Raw genomic sequence first — 13,064 nt, 5'->3', positions numbered from 1 at the left:
TGAGATGGTAATGCCAGGCGACAACATCAAAATGGTTGTTACCCTGATCCACCCAATCGCAATGGACGATGGTCTGCGTTTCGCAATCCGCGAAGGCGGCCGTACCGTTGGCGCGGGTGTTGTTGCTAAAGTTCTGGGCTAATTAATTATCCCTGAATTAAAAAGGACGCTTCGGCGTCCTTTTTTGTTTTCAGCGTTTATGGCTGTCACAAATTTTCGTATTTTTTGTTCGCTCCCGTCCCGCATCTTCGTGCTTGTGCTATTGTAATCATAATTATTCTCACTTACACTTTGCCCATATTTTGAACGGGAGTGGTTATGTACGTTTGTTTATGTAACGGTGTGAGTGATAAAAAAATTCGTCAGGCCGTTCGCCAGTTTCATCCTCAATCTTTTCAGCAGTTGCGTAAGTTTGTTCCGGTTGGAAATCAATGCGGTAAGTGCGTTCGCGCTGCCCGCGAGATTATGCAGGACGAATTGATGCAGATCCCGGAATACAAAGAGATTGCCTGAGGCTCATACTTTTCTTTTGACATCCCTGTAGCCCCATCTACGCTTCAATGAGTGGAAGCGGAGGGACTATAATGAAAGGTGATATCAAAATCATAAGTTATCTCAATAAATTATTGGGAAATGAGCTTGTCGCAATCAACCAATACTTTCTCCATGCGAGAATGTTCAAAAACTGGGGTCTGACTCGCCTCAACGATATTGAATACCATGAGTCCATCGATGAGATGAAGCACGCTGATAAGTACATCGAGCGTATTCTGTTCCTCGAGGGTATTCCCAACCTGCAGGATCTCGGCAAGCTGGGTATCGGCGAAGATGTCGAAGAGATATTGCGTTCGGATCTGACGCTGGAGCTCGAAGGGGCGAAAGATCTGCGTGAAGCTATCGCTTATGCAGACAGCGTTCATGACTACGTCAGCCGCGATATGATGATTGAGATTCTGGCCGATGAAGAAGGGCACATCGACTGGCTGGAAACAGAACTGGATCTTATCAGTAAAATTGGGCTGCAAAATTACCTCCAGTCGCAAATTAAAGTGGAAAGCTGATCAGGCTTTGCCCACTCATCATTAAACCCGCTGCCGCCATGAAAGGTCCAAATGGCAGTGGGTTTTTTAATATCTGTTCCCCGGGTTTACACATCGCCAGGATGAGAAGATAAAGCGTAGCCAGCAAAGCTGCTGATAATGCCAGCACAGGAAGTACGCACCATCCATGCCATGCGCCCAGCGCACCCAGATACTTTACGTCACCGTAACCCAGCCCTTCACGCTTACGCAGCAGTCTGTAACTCCAATAAATAATCGCGAATCCTGTGTATCCCGCTATCGCCCCTGCGACGGCAGTAGGCAGCCGCTCGGGTTGAAGACAGAGGTGATAAAGCAGACCAACCCATAGTAGCGGGCAGAGATATCGGTCCGGAAGCAGATGTGACCGGAGATCCTCGCGAACTAACAGTGCTGTTAATCCAAGGTAGGCAAACAAGAAGGGGAGGAGAGTAAGCATTGGCGTAAACCTCAATGGAATGTTTGCGCCCATATTCCATGTAACCCCAAGGGTGAAACAAACGGCAAACTAAAACGATGCGAGAGGTCTTCCTGGCCGTTTTCACGACAATGTACGATTGCACCGCATTTACGAGGGGACACGCAAAATTGAGCTCTGCCGTCTATTTTCTAAACTGGGCTTGCGTCCTGCCCAGATTTACGTATAATGCGCGGGCTTGTCGTAATTGACAGCTGGTTCAATCTGAACCCCGGGCAGCAATCTTTTTCAGTTGCCTAACAATGCTCCCAATCGGGGAGCTACGTAAGAACGGTTACACTCTCCCATCAATCGTAATGGGTCTGAGTAGTGATCATTTTCGTTTATAAAATAATTGGAGCTCTGGTCTCATGCAGAACCAAAGAATCCGTATCCGCCTTAAAGCGTTTGATCATCGTCTGATCGATCAATCAACCGCGGAAATCGTCGAGACTGCTAAGCGCACTGGTGCGCAAGTCCGTGGTCCGATCCCGCTGCCGACCCGCAAAGAGCGCTTTACCGTTCTGATCTCCCCGCACGTTAACAAAGACGCGCGTGATCAGTACGAGATCCGCACTCACAAGCGTCTGGTTGACATCGTTGAGCCAACTGAGAAAACCGTTGATGCTCTGATGCGTCTGGATCTGGCTGCCGGTGTAGACGTGCAGATCAGCCTGGGTTAATCAGGTCATCGAGCGATTGAGAGGTTGATACAATGATTGGTTTAGTCGGTAAAAAAGTGGGTATGACCCGCATCTTCACTGAAGATGGCGTTTCTATCCCAGTAACCGTAATCGAAGTTGAAGCAAACCGCGTTACTCAGGTTAAAGATCTGGCTAACGATGGCTACCGCGCTATTCAGGTTACCACTGGTGCTAAAAAAGCTAACCGTGTAACCAAACCAGAAGCGGGTCACTTCGCTAAAGCTGGCGTAGAAGCTGGCCGTGGTCTGTGGGAATTCCGCCTGGCTGAAGGCGAAGAGTTCACCGTAGGTCAGGACATTAGCGTTGAACTGTTTGCTGAAGTTAAAAAAGTTGACGTAACCGGTACCTCTAAAGGTAAAGGTTTTGCTGGTACCGTTAAGCGCTGGAACTTCCGTACCCAGGACGCTACTCACGGTAACTCCTTGTCTCACCGCGTTCCGGGTTCTATCGGTCAGAACCAGACTCCGGGCAAAGTGTTCAAAGGCAAGAAAATGGCAGGTCAGCTGGGTAACGAACGTGTAACCGTTCAGAGCCTGGACGTAGTACGTGTTGACGCTGAGCGCAACCTGCTGCTGGTTAAAGGTGCGGTCCCGGGTGCAACCGGTAGCGACCTGATCGTTAAACCAGCTGTGAAGGCGTAAGGGGATAGCAATGGAATTAGTATTGAAAGACGCGCAGAGCGCGCTGACTGTTTCCGAAACTACCTTCGGTCGTGATTTCAACGAAGCGCTGGTTCACCAGGTTGTTGTTGCTTATGCAGCTGGTGCTCGTCAGGGTACTCGTGCTCAGAAGACTCGTGCTGAAGTAACTGGTTCCGGCAAAAAGCCGTGGCGCCAGAAAGGTACTGGCCGTGCGCGTTCAGGTTCTATCAAGAGCCCGATCTGGCGTTCCGGTGGCGTGACCTTCGCTGCTCGCCCGCAGGACCACAGTCAAAAAGTTAATAAAAAGATGTACCGCGGCGCGCTGAAAAGCATCCTGTCCGAGCTGGTACGTCAGGATCGTCTGATCGTTGTCGAATCTTTCTCTGTAGAAGCGCCTAAAACTAAGCTGCTGGCACAGAAACTGAAAGACATGGCTCTGGAAGATGTGCTGATCATCACCGGTGAGCTGGACGAGAACCTGTTCCTGGCCGCACGTAACCTGCACAAGGTTGACGTACGCGATGCGACTGGTATCGACCCGGTTAGCCTGATCGCCTTCGACAAAGTCGTAATGACTGCTGATGCTGTTAAGCAAGTTGAGGAGATGCTGGCATGATTCGTGAAGAACGTCTGCTGAAGGTGCTGCGCGCACCGCACGTTTCTGAAAAAGCGTCTACTGCGATGGAAAAAACTAACACCATCGTTCTCAAAGTTGCTAAAGACGCGACCAAAGCAGAAATCAAAGCTGCTGTGCAGAAACTGTTTGAAGTCGAAGTCGAAGTCGTTAACACCCTGGTAGTTAAAGGGAAAGTTAAACGTCACGGACAGCGTATCGGTCGTCGTAGCGACTGGAAAAAAGCTTACGTCACCCTGAAAGAAGGCCAGAATCTGGACTTCGTTGGCGGCGCTGAGTAAGTCGGAGGAGTAATACAATGGCAGTTGTTAAATGTAAACCGACATCTCCGGGTCGTCGCCACGTTGTTAAAGTGGTTAACCCTGAGCTGCACAAGGGCAAGCCTTTTGCTCCGTTGCTGGAAAAGAACAGCAAATCCGGTGGTCGTAACAACAATGGCCGTATCACCACTCGTCACATCGGTGGTGGCCACAAGCAGGCTTATCGTATTGTTGACTTTAAACGCAACAAAGACGGTATCCCAGCAGTTGTTGAGCGTCTTGAGTACGATCCGAACCGTTCCGCGAACATCGCGCTGGTTCTGTACAAAGATGGCGAACGCCGTTACATCCTGGCCCCTAAAGGCCTGAAAGCTGGCGACCAGATTCAGTCTGGCGTTGATGCTGCAATCAAAGCAGGTAACACCCTGCCGATGCGCAATATCCCGGTTGGTTCTACCGTTCATAACGTAGAAATGAAACCAGGTAAAGGCGGTCAGCTGGCACGTTCCGCTGGTACTTACGTTCAGATCGTTGCGCGTGATGGTGCTTATGTCACCCTGCGTCTGCGTTCTGGTGAAATGCGTAAAGTCGAAGCAGACTGCCGCGCTACCCTGGGCGAAGTTGGCAATGCTGAGCATATGCTGCGCGTTCTGGGTAAAGCAGGTGCTGCACGCTGGCGTGGTGTTCGTCCTACCGTTCGCGGTACTGCGATGAACCCAGTCGACCACCCACATGGTGGTGGTGAAGGTCGTAACTTTGGTAAGCACCCGGTAACTCCGTGGGGCGTTCAGACCAAAGGTAAGAAGACCCGCAGCAACAAGCGTACTGATAAATTTATCGTACGTCGCCGTAGCAAATAATATTAGAGGATAAGCCATGCCACGTTCTCTCAAGAAAGGTCCTTTTATTGACCTGCACTTGCTGAAGAAGGTAGAGAAAGCGGTGGAAAGCGGAGACAAGAAGCCCCTGCGCACTTGGTCCCGTCGTTCAACGATCTTTCCTAACATGATCGGTTTGACCATCGCTGTCCATAATGGTCGTCAGCACGTTCCAGTATTCGTTTCCGATGAAATGGTCGGTCACAAACTGGGTGAATTCGCACCGACTCGTACTTATCGCGGCCACGCTGCTGATAAAAAAGCGAAGAAGAAATAAGGTAGGAGGAAGAGATGGAAACTTTAGCTCAACATCGCCATGCTCGTTCTTCTGCTCAGAAGGTTCGCCTTGTTGCTGACCTGATTCGCGGTAAGAAAGTGTCGCAGGCCCTGGATATTCTGACCTACACCAATAAGAAAGCGGCTGTACTGGTCAAGAAAGTTCTGGAATCTGCCATTGCTAACGCTGAACACAACGATGGCGCTGACATTGACGATCTGAAAGTTGCGAAAATTTTCGTAGACGAAGGCCCGAGCATGAAGCGCATTATGCCGCGTGCGAAAGGTCGTGCAGATCGCATCCTGAAGCGCACCAGCCACATTACTGTGGTTGTGTCCGATCGCTGAGACTCTGGAGACTAGCAATGGGTCAGAAAGTACATCCTAATGGTATTCGCCTGGGTATTGTAAAACCATGGAACTCAACCTGGTTTGCGAACACCAAAGAATTCGCTGACAACCTGGACAGCGATTTTAAAGTACGTCAGTACCTGACTAAGGAACTGGCTAAAGCGTCCGTATCTCGTATCGTAATCGAGCGTCCGGCTAAGAGCATCCGTGTGACCATTCACACTGCTCGTCCTGGCATCGTTATCGGTAAGAAAGGCGAAGACGTAGAAAAACTGCGCAAGGTCGTAGCGGATATCGCTGGCGTTCCTGCACAGATCAATATCGCTGAAGTTCGTAAGCCTGAACTGGACGCAAAACTGGTTGCTGACAGCATCACTTCTCAGCTGGAACGTCGTGTTATGTTCCGTCGTGCTATGAAGCGTGCTGTACAGAACGCAATGCGTCTGGGCGCTAAAGGTATCAAAGTTGAAGTTAGCGGCCGTCTGGGCGGCGCGGAAATCGCACGTACCGAATGGTACCGTGAAGGTCGCGTACCGCTGCACACTCTGCGTGCTGACATCGACTACAACACCTCTGAAGCGCACACCACTTACGGTGTAATCGGCGTTAAGGTATGGATCTTCAAAGGTGAGATCCTGGGTGGTATGGCTGCTGTTGAACAACCGGAAAAACCGGCTGCTCAACCTAAAAAGCAGCAGCGTAAAGGCCGTAAATAAGGAGCGTCGCTGATGTTACAACCAAAGCGTACAAAATTCCGTAAAGTGCACAAAGGCCGCAACCGTGGTCTGGCGCAGGGTACGGATGTTAGCTTCGGCACTTTCGGTCTGAAAGCTGTTGGCCGTGGTCGTCTGACTGCACGTCAGATCGAAGCAGCACGTCGTGCTATGACCCGTGCAGTTAAGCGTCAAGGTAAAATTTGGATCCGTGTATTCCCGGACAAACCAATTACCGAGAAGCCGCTGGAAGTTCGTATGGGTAAAGGTAAAGGTAACGTGGAGTACTGGGTTGCCTTGATTCAGCCGGGTAAAGTCCTGTATGAAATGGACGGCGTACCGGAAGAGCTGGCCCGTGAAGCATTCGGCCTGGCAGCAGCGAAACTGCCGATTAAAACCACCTTTGTAACTAAGACGGTGATGTAATGAAAGCAAATGAGCTGCGTGAAAAAAGCGTTGAAGAGCTGAACGCTGAGCTGCTGAACCTGCTGCGTGAGCAGTTCAACCTGCGCATGCAGGCTGCAAGTGGCCAGCTGCAACAGACTCACCTGCTGAAGCAAGTGCGTCGTGATGTTGCACGCGTTAAGACTTTACTGACTCAGAAGGCGGGTGCGTAATGACCGATAAAATCCGTACTCTGCAAGGTCGTGTTGTTAGCGACAAAATGGAGAAATCCATCGTTGTTGCTATCGAGCGCGTTGTGAAACACCCGATCTACGGTAAATTCATCAAGCGTACGACCAAACTGCACGTACATGACGAGAACAACGAATGTGGTATCGGTGACGTGGTAGAAATCCGCGAATGCCGTCCACTGTCCAAGACTAAGTCCTGGACGCTGGTTCGCGTTGTAGAGAAAGCGGTTCTGTAATAGAGTAGCCTTCTCGATACGAATAAACGGCTCAGCGATGAGCCGTTTATTTTTTCTACCCATATTGCAGAAGCGGTGTTATAATGCCGCGCCCTCGATATGGGGCTTTTTAACGGCTCTGATTTTAGAGTCTCAGGTAGTAGTTGACATTAGCGGAGCACTAAAATGATCCAAGAACAGACTATGCTGAACGTCGCCGACAACTCCGGTGCACGTCGCGTAATGTGTATCAAGGTTCTGGGTGGCTCGCACCGTCGCTACGCAGGCGTAGGCGACATCATCAAGATCACCATCAAAGAAGCAATTCCACGTGGTAAGGTCAAGAAAGGTGATGTGCTGAAAGCGGTAGTGGTGCGCACCAAGAAGGGTGTTCGTCGCCCTGACGGTTCTGTCATTCGCTTCGATGGTAATGCATGCGTTATTTTAAACAATAACAGCGAGCAGCCTATCGGCACGCGTATCTTTGGGCCGGTAACTCGTGAACTTCGTACTGAGAAGTTCATGAAAATTATCTCTCTGGCACCAGAAGTACTCTAAGGAGCGAATCATGGCAGCGAAAATCCGTCGTGATGACGAAGTTATCGTGTTAACCGGTAAAGATAAAGGTAAACGCGGTAAAGTAAAAAATGTCCTGTCTTCCGGCAAGGTCATTGTTGAAGGTATCAACCTGGTTAAGAAACATCAGAAGCCGGTTCCGGCCCTGAACCAGCCAGGTGGCATCGTTGAAAAAGAAGCTGCTATTCAGGTTTCTAACGTTGCAATCTTCAATGCGGCAACCGGCAAGGCTGACCGTGTAGGCTTTAGATTCGAAGACGGCAAAAAAGTCCGTTTCTTCAAGTCTAACAGCGAAACTATCAAGTAATTTGGAGTAGTACGATGGCGAAACTGCATGATTACTACAAAGACGAAGTAGTTAATAAGCTCATGACTGAGTTTAACTACAATTCTGTCATGCAAGTCCCTCGGGTCGAGAAGATCACCCTGAACATGGGTGTTGGTGAAGCGATCGCTGACAAGAAACTGCTGGATAACGCAGCAGCTGACCTGGCAGCTATCTCCGGTCAAAAACCGTTGATCACCAAAGCACGCAAATCTGTTGCAGGCTTCAAAATCCGTCAGGGCTATCCGATCGGCTGTAAAGTAACTCTGCGTGGCGAACGCATGTGGGAGTTCTTTGAGCGCCTGATCACTATTGCTGTACCTCGTATCCGTGACTTCCGTGGCTTGTCCGCTAAGTCTTTCGACGGTCGTGGTAACTACAGCATGGGTGTCCGTGAGCAGATCATCTTCCCAGAAATCGACTACGATAAAGTCGACCGCGTGCGTGGTTTGGATATTACCATTACCACTACTGCGAAATCTGACGAAGAAGGCCGTGCTCTGCTGGCTGCCTTTGACTTCCCGTTCCGCAAGTAAGGTAGGGTTACTGAATGGCTAAGCAATCAATGAAAGCACGCGAAGTAAAGCGCGTAGCTTTAGCTGATAAATTCTTCGCTAAACGCGCTGAACTGAAAGCGATCATTTCTGATGTGAACGCTTCCGACGAAGATCGTTGGAATGCAGTTCTCAAGCTGCAGACTCTGCCGCGTGATTCCAGCCCGTCTCGTCAGCGTAACCGCTGCCGTCAAACTGGTCGTCCGCACGCTTTCCTGCGGAAGTTCGGGTTGAGCCGTATCAAGGTCCGTGAAGCCGCAATGCGCGGTGAAATCCCGGGTCTGAAAAAGGCTAGCTGGTAATTGTCACCAATTGAATCACGGGAGTAAAGACAGATGAGCATGCAAGATCCGATCGCGGATATGCTGACCCGTATCCGTAACGGTCAGGCCGCGAACAAAGCTGCGGTCACCATGCCTTCCTCCAAGCTGAAAGTGGCAATCGCCAACGTGCTGAAGGAAGAAGGTTTTATCGAAGATTTTAAAGTTGAAGGCGACACCAAGCCTGAACTGGAACTTACTCTTAAGTATTTCCAGGGCAAGGCTGTTGTAGAAAGCATTCAGCGTGTCAGCCGCCCAGGTCTGCGCATCTACAAACGTAAAGATGAGCTGCCAAAAGTTATGGCCGGCATGGGTATCGCAGTTGTTTCTACCTCTAAAGGTGTTATGACTGATCGTGCAGCGCGCCAGGCTGGTCTTGGTGGCGAAATTATCTGCTACGTAGCCTAATCGGAGGAAAAAATGTCTCGTGTTGCTAAAGCACCGGTCGTTGTTCCTGCCGGCGTTGATGTAAAAATCAACGGTCAGGTTATTACGATCAAAGGTAAAAACGGCGAGCTGACTCGTACTCTCAACGATGCTGTTGAAGTTACTCATGCAGATAACGCTCTGACTTTCGGCCCACGTACTGGTTACGTTGATGGCTGGGCTCAGGCTGGTACCGCGCGTGCCCTGCTGAACTCAATGGTTATCGGTGTTACCGAAGGCTTCACTAAGAAGCTGCAGCTGGTTGGTGTAGGTTATCGTGCAGCGATCAAAGGGAACGCAGTAAGCCTGGCTCTGGGCTTCTCTCACCCTGTTGAACACGCGCTGCCAGCAGGTATTACTGCAGAATGTCCGTCTCAGACTGAAATCGTGCTGAAAGGCGCTGATAAACAGCTGATCGGTCAGGTTGCAGCAGATCTGCGCGCCTACCGTCGTCCTGAGCCTTACAAAGGCAAGGGTGTTCGTTACGCCGACGAAGTCGTGCGTACCAAAGAGGCTAAGAAGAAGTAAGGTAACACTATGGATAAGAAATCTGCTCGTATCCGTCGTGCGACCCGCGCACGCCGCAAGCTCAAAGAGCTGGGTGCAACTCGCCTGGTGGTACATCGTACCCCGCGTCATATTTACGCACAGGTAATTGCACCGAACGGTTCTGAAGTTCTGGTAGCTGCTTCTACTGTAGAAAAAGCTATCTCTGAACAATTGAAGTACACCGGTAACAAAGACGCCGCTGCAGCTGTAGGTAAAGCTGTTGCTGAACGCGCTCTGGAAAAAGGCATCAAAGATGTTTCCTTTGACCGTTCCGGGTTCCAATATCATGGTCGTGTCCAGGCACTGGCAGATGCTGCCCGTGAAGCTGGCCTTCAGTTCTAAGGTAGAGGTGTAAGATGGCTCACATCGAAAAACAAGCTGGCGAACTGCAGGAAAAGCTGATCGCGGTTAACCGCGTATCTAAAACCGTTAAAGGTGGTCGTATTTTCTCCTTCACAGCTCTGACTGTAGTTGGCGATGGTAACGGTCGCGTTGGTTTTGGTTACGGTAAAGCGCGTGAAGTTCCAGCAGCGATCCAGAAAGCGATGGAAAAAGCCCGTCGCAATATGATTAACGTCGCGCTGAACCACGGCACCCTGCAGCACCCAGTTAAGGGTACTCACACGGGTTCTCGTGTCTTCATGCAGCCGGCTTCCGAAGGTACCGGTATCATCGCCGGTGGTGCAATGCGCGCCGTTCTGGAAGTCGCTGGGGTTCATAACGTTCTGGCTAAAGCATACGGTTCCACCAACCCGATCAACGTGGTTCGTGCAACTATTGATGGCCTGGAAAATATGAAATCTCCAGAAATGGTCGCTGCCAAGCGTGGTAAATCCGTTGAAGAAATTCTGGGGTAATTGACCATGGCAAAGACTATTAAAATTACACAAACCCGCAGTGCAATCGGACGTCTGCCGAAACACAAGGCAACGCTGCTTGGCCTGGGTCTGCGTCGTATTGGTCATACCGTTGAGCGCGAGGATACTCCTGCTGTACGTGGTATGGTCAACGCGGTTTACTTCATGGTTAAAGTTGAGGAGTAAGAGATGCGTTTAAATACTCTGTCTCCGGCCGAAGGCTCTAAAAAGGCGGGTAAACGCCTGGGTCGTGGTATCGGTTCTGGCCTCGGCAAAACCGGTGGTCGTGGTCACAAAGGTCAGAACTCTCGTTCTGGCGGTGGCGTACGTCGCGGTTTCGAGGGTGGCCAGATGCCACTGTACCGTCGTCTGCCGAAGTTCGGCTTCACCTCTCGCAAATCAGCGATCACAGCCGAAGTTCGTCTGTCTGACCTGGCGAAAGTTGAAGGCGGCGTTGTAGACCTGAACACGCTGAAAGCAGCAAACATTATCGGTATTCAGATCGAGTTCGCGAAAGTGATCCTGTCTGGTGAAGTTTCTACCCCGGTAACTGTTCGTGGCCTGCGTGTTACTAAAGGTGCTCGTGCTGCTATCGAAGCTGCTGGCGGTAAAATTGAGGAATAAGTAGCAGATGGCTAAACAACCGGGATTAGATTTTCAAAGTGCCAAAGGTGGGCTTGGCGAACTGAAACGCAGACTTTTGTTTGTGATCGGTGCGCTGATTGTTTTCCGTATTGGCTCTTTTATTCCGATCCCTGGTATTGATGCCGCTGTACTTGCCAAACTGCTTGAGCAACAGCGTGGCACCATCATTGAAATGTTTAACATGTTCTCTGGTGGTGCTCTCAGCCGTGCTTCTATCTTTGCTCTGGGTATCATGCCGTATATTTCGGCATCGATTATTATCCAGCTGCTGACGGTCGTTCATCCGGCCCTGGCAGAACTGAAGAAAGAAGGGGAGTCTGGTCGTCGTAAGATCAGCCAGTACACCCGCTACGGTACTCTGGTGCTGGCAATATTCCAGTCGATCGGTATTGCTACTGGTCTACCGAATATGCCTGGTATGCAGGGCCTGGTTATTAACCCAGGCTTTGCATTCTATTTCACCGCTGTTGTAAGTCTGGTTTCAGGAACAATGTTCCTCATGTGGCTCGGCGAACAAATTACTGAACGGGGTATCGGTAACGGTATTTCGATCATTATTTTCGCCGGTATTGTTGCGGGACTCCCGCCAGCCATTGCCCATACTATCGAGCAAGCGCGTCAAGGCGACCTGCACTTCCTCCTGTTGCTGTTGGTTGCAGTATTAGTATTTGCAGTGACGTTCTTTGTTATCTTCGTTGAACGTGGTCAACGCCGCATTGTGGTAAACTACGCGAAACGTCAACAAGGCCGTCGTGTCTATGCTGCACAGAGCACACATTTACCGCTGAAAGTGAATATGGCAGGGGTAATCCCGGCAATCTTCGCTTCCAGTATTATTCTGTTCCCGGCGACCATCGCGTCATGGTTCGGGGGCGGTACTGGTTGGAACTGGCTGACAACAATTTCGCTGTATTTGCAGCCTGGGCAACCGCTTTATGTGTTACTCTATGCGTCTGCGATCATCTTCTTCTGTTTCTTCTACACGGCGTTGGTCTTCAACCCGCGTGAAACAGCAGATAACCTGAAGAAGTCCGGTGCATTTGTACCAGGAATTCGTCCGGGAGAGCAAACGGCGAAGTATATCGATAAAGTAATGACCCGCCTGACTCTGGTTGGTGCGCTTTATATTACCTTTATCTGCCTGATCCCGGAGTTCATGCGTGATGCAATGAAAGTACCGTTCTACTTCGGTGGAACCTCACTGCTTATCGTTGTTGTCGTGATTATGGACTTTATGGCTCAAGTGCAAACTCTAATGATGTCAAGTCAGTACGAGTCTGCATTGAAGAAGGCGAACCTGAAAGGCTACGGCCGCTAATAGGTCGCCCGAGAAGTTACGGAGAGTAAAAATGAAAGTTCGTGCTTCCGTCAAGAAATTATGCCGTAACTGCAAAATCGTTAAGCGTGATGGTGTCATCCGTGTGATTTGCAGTGCCGAGCCGAAGCATAAACAGCGCCAAGGCTGATTATTTCGCATATTTTTCTTGCAAAGTTGGGTTGAGCTGGCTAGATTAGCCAGCCAATCTTTTGTATGTCTGTACGTTTCCATTTGAGTATCCTGAAAACGGGCTTTTCAGCATGGTGCGTACATATTAAATAGTAGGAGTGCATAGTGGCCCGTATAGCAGGCATTAACATTCCTGATCAGAAACATGCTGTGATCGCATTAACTTCGATCTATGGCGTCGGCAAGACCCGTTCTAAAGCCATTCTGGCTGCAGCGGGTATCGCTGAAGATGTTAAGATCAGTGAGCTGTCTGAAGAACAAATCGACACGCTGCGTGACGAAGTTGCCAAATTTGTCGTTGAAGGTGATCTGCGCCGTGAAGTTAGCATGAGCATCAAGCGCCTGATGGATCTTGGTTGCTATCGCGGTTTGCGTCATCGTCGTGGTCTGCCAGTGCGCGGTCAGCGTACTAAGACCAACGCACGTACCCGTAAGGGTCCGCGCAAACCGATCAAGAAATAA

Annotated in this window: 27 protein-coding genes and 1 pseudogene; 27 read left to right on the top strand and 1 reads right to left on the bottom strand. The window is 50.1% G+C overall.

Annotated features, from left to right (window positions below; genetic code table 11):
• The 3 genes and pseudogenes from tuf to bfr form a co-directional block, all read left to right on the top strand.
• Positions 1 to 142, top strand: a pseudogene (gene tuf / locus ACOKCT_RS22475) (elongation factor Tu); the annotation flags it as partial.
• 176 nt (positions 143 to 318) lie between these two features.
• Positions 319 to 513: a bacterioferritin-associated ferredoxin gene (gene bfd, locus ACOKCT_RS22470; RefSeq protein ID WP_059180778.1), complete on the top strand. Its 195-nt coding sequence runs from the start codon at positions 319 to 321 to the stop codon at positions 511 to 513.
• 71 nt (positions 514 to 584) lie between these two features.
• Positions 585 to 1,061 (top strand): bacterioferritin, encoded by a 477-nt coding sequence (gene bfr / locus ACOKCT_RS22465; RefSeq protein WP_103177268.1) that lies wholly within the window; start codon positions 585 to 587, stop codon positions 1,059 to 1,061.
• On the opposite strand, the gene ACOKCT_RS22460 is transcribed toward bfr, so the two are convergent.
• The gene (locus tag ACOKCT_RS22460; protein WP_159340494.1) at positions 1,045 to 1,518 is read right to left on the bottom strand and encodes a prepilin peptidase; all 474 of its coding nucleotides are present in this window, start codon (positions 1,516 to 1,518) and stop codon (positions 1,045 to 1,047) included. The two genes, bfr and ACOKCT_RS22460, sit on opposite strands and share 17 nt — an antisense overlap.
• Before the next feature lie 389 nt (positions 1,519 to 1,907).
• Here ACOKCT_RS22460 and rpsJ point away from each other — a divergent pair, with 389 nt between their 5' ends.
• From rpsJ to rpsM, 24 genes are all read left to right on the top strand, one after another.
• The gene (gene rpsJ, locus ACOKCT_RS22455) at positions 1,908 to 2,219 is read left to right on the top strand and encodes a 30S ribosomal protein S10 (protein WP_001181005.1); all 312 of its coding nucleotides are present in this window, start codon (positions 1,908 to 1,910) and stop codon (positions 2,217 to 2,219) included.
• Between the two features lie 32 nt (positions 2,220 to 2,251).
• The gene (rplC, locus tag ACOKCT_RS22450) at positions 2,252 to 2,881 is read left to right on the top strand and encodes a 50S ribosomal protein L3 (protein ID WP_006817279.1); all 630 of its coding nucleotides are present in this window, start codon (positions 2,252 to 2,254) and stop codon (positions 2,879 to 2,881) included.
• Positions 2,882 to 2,891: 10 nt separating this feature from the next.
• Positions 2,892 to 3,497 carry a 50S ribosomal protein L4 gene (gene rplD, locus ACOKCT_RS22445; RefSeq protein WP_003031119.1) on the top strand — a complete coding sequence of 202 codons (606 nt, stop codon included), beginning with the start codon at positions 2,892 to 2,894 and terminating at the stop codon, positions 3,495 to 3,497.
• A complete protein-coding gene (gene rplW / locus ACOKCT_RS22440) occupies positions 3,494 to 3,796 on the top strand; it encodes a 50S ribosomal protein L23 (RefSeq protein ID WP_000617546.1) in 303 nt (100 codons plus the stop codon). Before rplD ends, rplW begins: the two co-directional genes overlap by 4 nt.
• 17 nt (positions 3,797 to 3,813) lie before the next feature.
• The gene (gene rplB, locus ACOKCT_RS22435) at positions 3,814 to 4,635 is read left to right on the top strand and encodes a 50S ribosomal protein L2 (protein WP_000301859.1); all 822 of its coding nucleotides are present in this window, start codon (positions 3,814 to 3,816) and stop codon (positions 4,633 to 4,635) included.
• A gap of 16 nt (positions 4,636 to 4,651) precedes the next feature.
• A complete protein-coding gene (gene rpsS / locus ACOKCT_RS22430) occupies positions 4,652 to 4,930 on the top strand; it encodes a 30S ribosomal protein S19 (RefSeq protein WP_001138115.1) in 279 nt (92 codons plus the stop codon).
• Between the two features lie 14 nt (positions 4,931 to 4,944).
• Positions 4,945 to 5,277 (top strand): 50S ribosomal protein L22, encoded by a 333-nt coding sequence (gene rplV / locus ACOKCT_RS22425; protein ID WP_002919773.1) that lies wholly within the window; start codon positions 4,945 to 4,947, stop codon positions 5,275 to 5,277.
• A gap of 17 nt (positions 5,278 to 5,294) precedes the next feature.
• Positions 5,295 to 5,996, top strand: coding sequence for a 30S ribosomal protein S3 (gene rpsC, locus ACOKCT_RS22420; protein ID WP_000529945.1), 702 nt, complete (start codon positions 5,295 to 5,297; stop codon positions 5,994 to 5,996).
• 12 nt (positions 5,997 to 6,008) lie between these two features.
• Entirely contained in the window at positions 6,009 to 6,419 is a 411-nt protein-coding gene (gene rplP / locus ACOKCT_RS22415; RefSeq protein WP_002919759.1) for a 50S ribosomal protein L16, read from the top strand.
• Positions 6,419 to 6,610, top strand: coding sequence for a 50S ribosomal protein L29 (rpmC, locus tag ACOKCT_RS22410; protein ID WP_032614707.1), 192 nt, complete (start codon positions 6,419 to 6,421; stop codon positions 6,608 to 6,610). The genes rplP and rpmC overlap by 1 nt, the downstream gene beginning before the upstream one ends.
• The gene (rpsQ, locus tag ACOKCT_RS22405) at positions 6,610 to 6,864 is read left to right on the top strand and encodes a 30S ribosomal protein S17 (RefSeq protein ID WP_008457160.1); all 255 of its coding nucleotides are present in this window, start codon (positions 6,610 to 6,612) and stop codon (positions 6,862 to 6,864) included. Before rpmC ends, rpsQ begins: the two co-directional genes overlap by 1 nt.
• A 165-nt stretch (positions 6,865 to 7,029) precedes the next feature.
• Positions 7,030 to 7,401 carry a 50S ribosomal protein L14 gene (rplN, locus tag ACOKCT_RS22400; protein ID WP_002919748.1) on the top strand — a complete coding sequence of 124 codons (372 nt, stop codon included), beginning with the start codon at positions 7,030 to 7,032 and terminating at the stop codon, positions 7,399 to 7,401.
• Between the two features lie 10 nt (positions 7,402 to 7,411).
• Positions 7,412 to 7,726 carry a 50S ribosomal protein L24 gene (gene rplX, locus ACOKCT_RS22395; protein WP_000729185.1) on the top strand — a complete coding sequence of 105 codons (315 nt, stop codon included), beginning with the start codon at positions 7,412 to 7,414 and terminating at the stop codon, positions 7,724 to 7,726.
• A gap of 14 nt (positions 7,727 to 7,740) precedes the next feature.
• Positions 7,741 to 8,280 (top strand): 50S ribosomal protein L5, encoded by a 540-nt coding sequence (gene rplE, locus ACOKCT_RS22390; RefSeq protein WP_007702494.1) that lies wholly within the window; start codon positions 7,741 to 7,743, stop codon positions 8,278 to 8,280.
• Positions 8,281 to 8,294: 14 nt separating this feature from the next.
• Positions 8,295 to 8,600: a 30S ribosomal protein S14 gene (rpsN, locus tag ACOKCT_RS22385; protein ID WP_042396030.1), complete on the top strand. Its 306-nt coding sequence runs from the start codon at positions 8,295 to 8,297 to the stop codon at positions 8,598 to 8,600.
• Positions 8,601 to 8,633: 33 nt separating this feature from the next.
• Positions 8,634 to 9,026, top strand: coding sequence for a 30S ribosomal protein S8 (gene rpsH, locus ACOKCT_RS22380; RefSeq protein WP_003031127.1), 393 nt, complete (start codon positions 8,634 to 8,636; stop codon positions 9,024 to 9,026).
• A 12-nt stretch (positions 9,027 to 9,038) separates the two neighbouring features.
• Positions 9,039 to 9,572 (top strand): 50S ribosomal protein L6, encoded by a 534-nt coding sequence (gene rplF / locus ACOKCT_RS22375; protein ID WP_103177266.1) that lies wholly within the window; start codon positions 9,039 to 9,041, stop codon positions 9,570 to 9,572.
• Between the two features lie 9 nt (positions 9,573 to 9,581).
• Positions 9,582 to 9,935, top strand: coding sequence for a 50S ribosomal protein L18 (rplR, locus tag ACOKCT_RS22370; RefSeq protein WP_039076817.1), 354 nt, complete (start codon positions 9,582 to 9,584; stop codon positions 9,933 to 9,935).
• A gap of 14 nt (positions 9,936 to 9,949) precedes the next feature.
• Positions 9,950 to 10,450 carry a 30S ribosomal protein S5 gene (gene rpsE / locus ACOKCT_RS22365; protein WP_007369821.1) on the top strand — a complete coding sequence of 167 codons (501 nt, stop codon included), beginning with the start codon at positions 9,950 to 9,952 and terminating at the stop codon, positions 10,448 to 10,450.
• A gap of 6 nt (positions 10,451 to 10,456) precedes the next feature.
• Positions 10,457 to 10,636 carry a 50S ribosomal protein L30 gene (gene rpmD / locus ACOKCT_RS22360; RefSeq protein ID WP_003863301.1) on the top strand — a complete coding sequence of 60 codons (180 nt, stop codon included), beginning with the start codon at positions 10,457 to 10,459 and terminating at the stop codon, positions 10,634 to 10,636.
• A 3-nt stretch (positions 10,637 to 10,639) separates the two neighbouring features.
• Positions 10,640 to 11,074: a 50S ribosomal protein L15 gene (rplO, locus tag ACOKCT_RS22355; protein ID WP_039032065.1), complete on the top strand. Its 435-nt coding sequence runs from the start codon at positions 10,640 to 10,642 to the stop codon at positions 11,072 to 11,074.
• Between the two features lie 7 nt (positions 11,075 to 11,081).
• Positions 11,082 to 12,413 (top strand): preprotein translocase subunit SecY, encoded by a 1,332-nt coding sequence (secY, locus tag ACOKCT_RS22350; protein ID WP_103177265.1) that lies wholly within the window; start codon positions 11,082 to 11,084, stop codon positions 12,411 to 12,413.
• A 31-nt stretch (positions 12,414 to 12,444) separates the two neighbouring features.
• Entirely contained in the window at positions 12,445 to 12,561 is a 117-nt protein-coding gene (rpmJ, locus tag ACOKCT_RS22345) for a 50S ribosomal protein L36 (protein WP_000868187.1), read from the top strand.
• Between the two features lie 146 nt (positions 12,562 to 12,707).
• Complete coding sequence (gene rpsM, locus ACOKCT_RS22340) at positions 12,708 to 13,064, top strand: 30S ribosomal protein S13 (protein WP_003031135.1); 357 nt, start codon at positions 12,708 to 12,710, stop codon at positions 13,062 to 13,064.

It is taken from the genome of Leclercia sp. M-A074-M (genome assembly GCF_965195605.1).
In the GTDB taxonomy this organism is placed as follows: domain Bacteria; phylum Pseudomonadota; class Gammaproteobacteria; order Enterobacterales; family Enterobacteriaceae; genus Enterobacter.
This window is presented reverse-complemented; position numbering and strand designations above follow the sequence as displayed.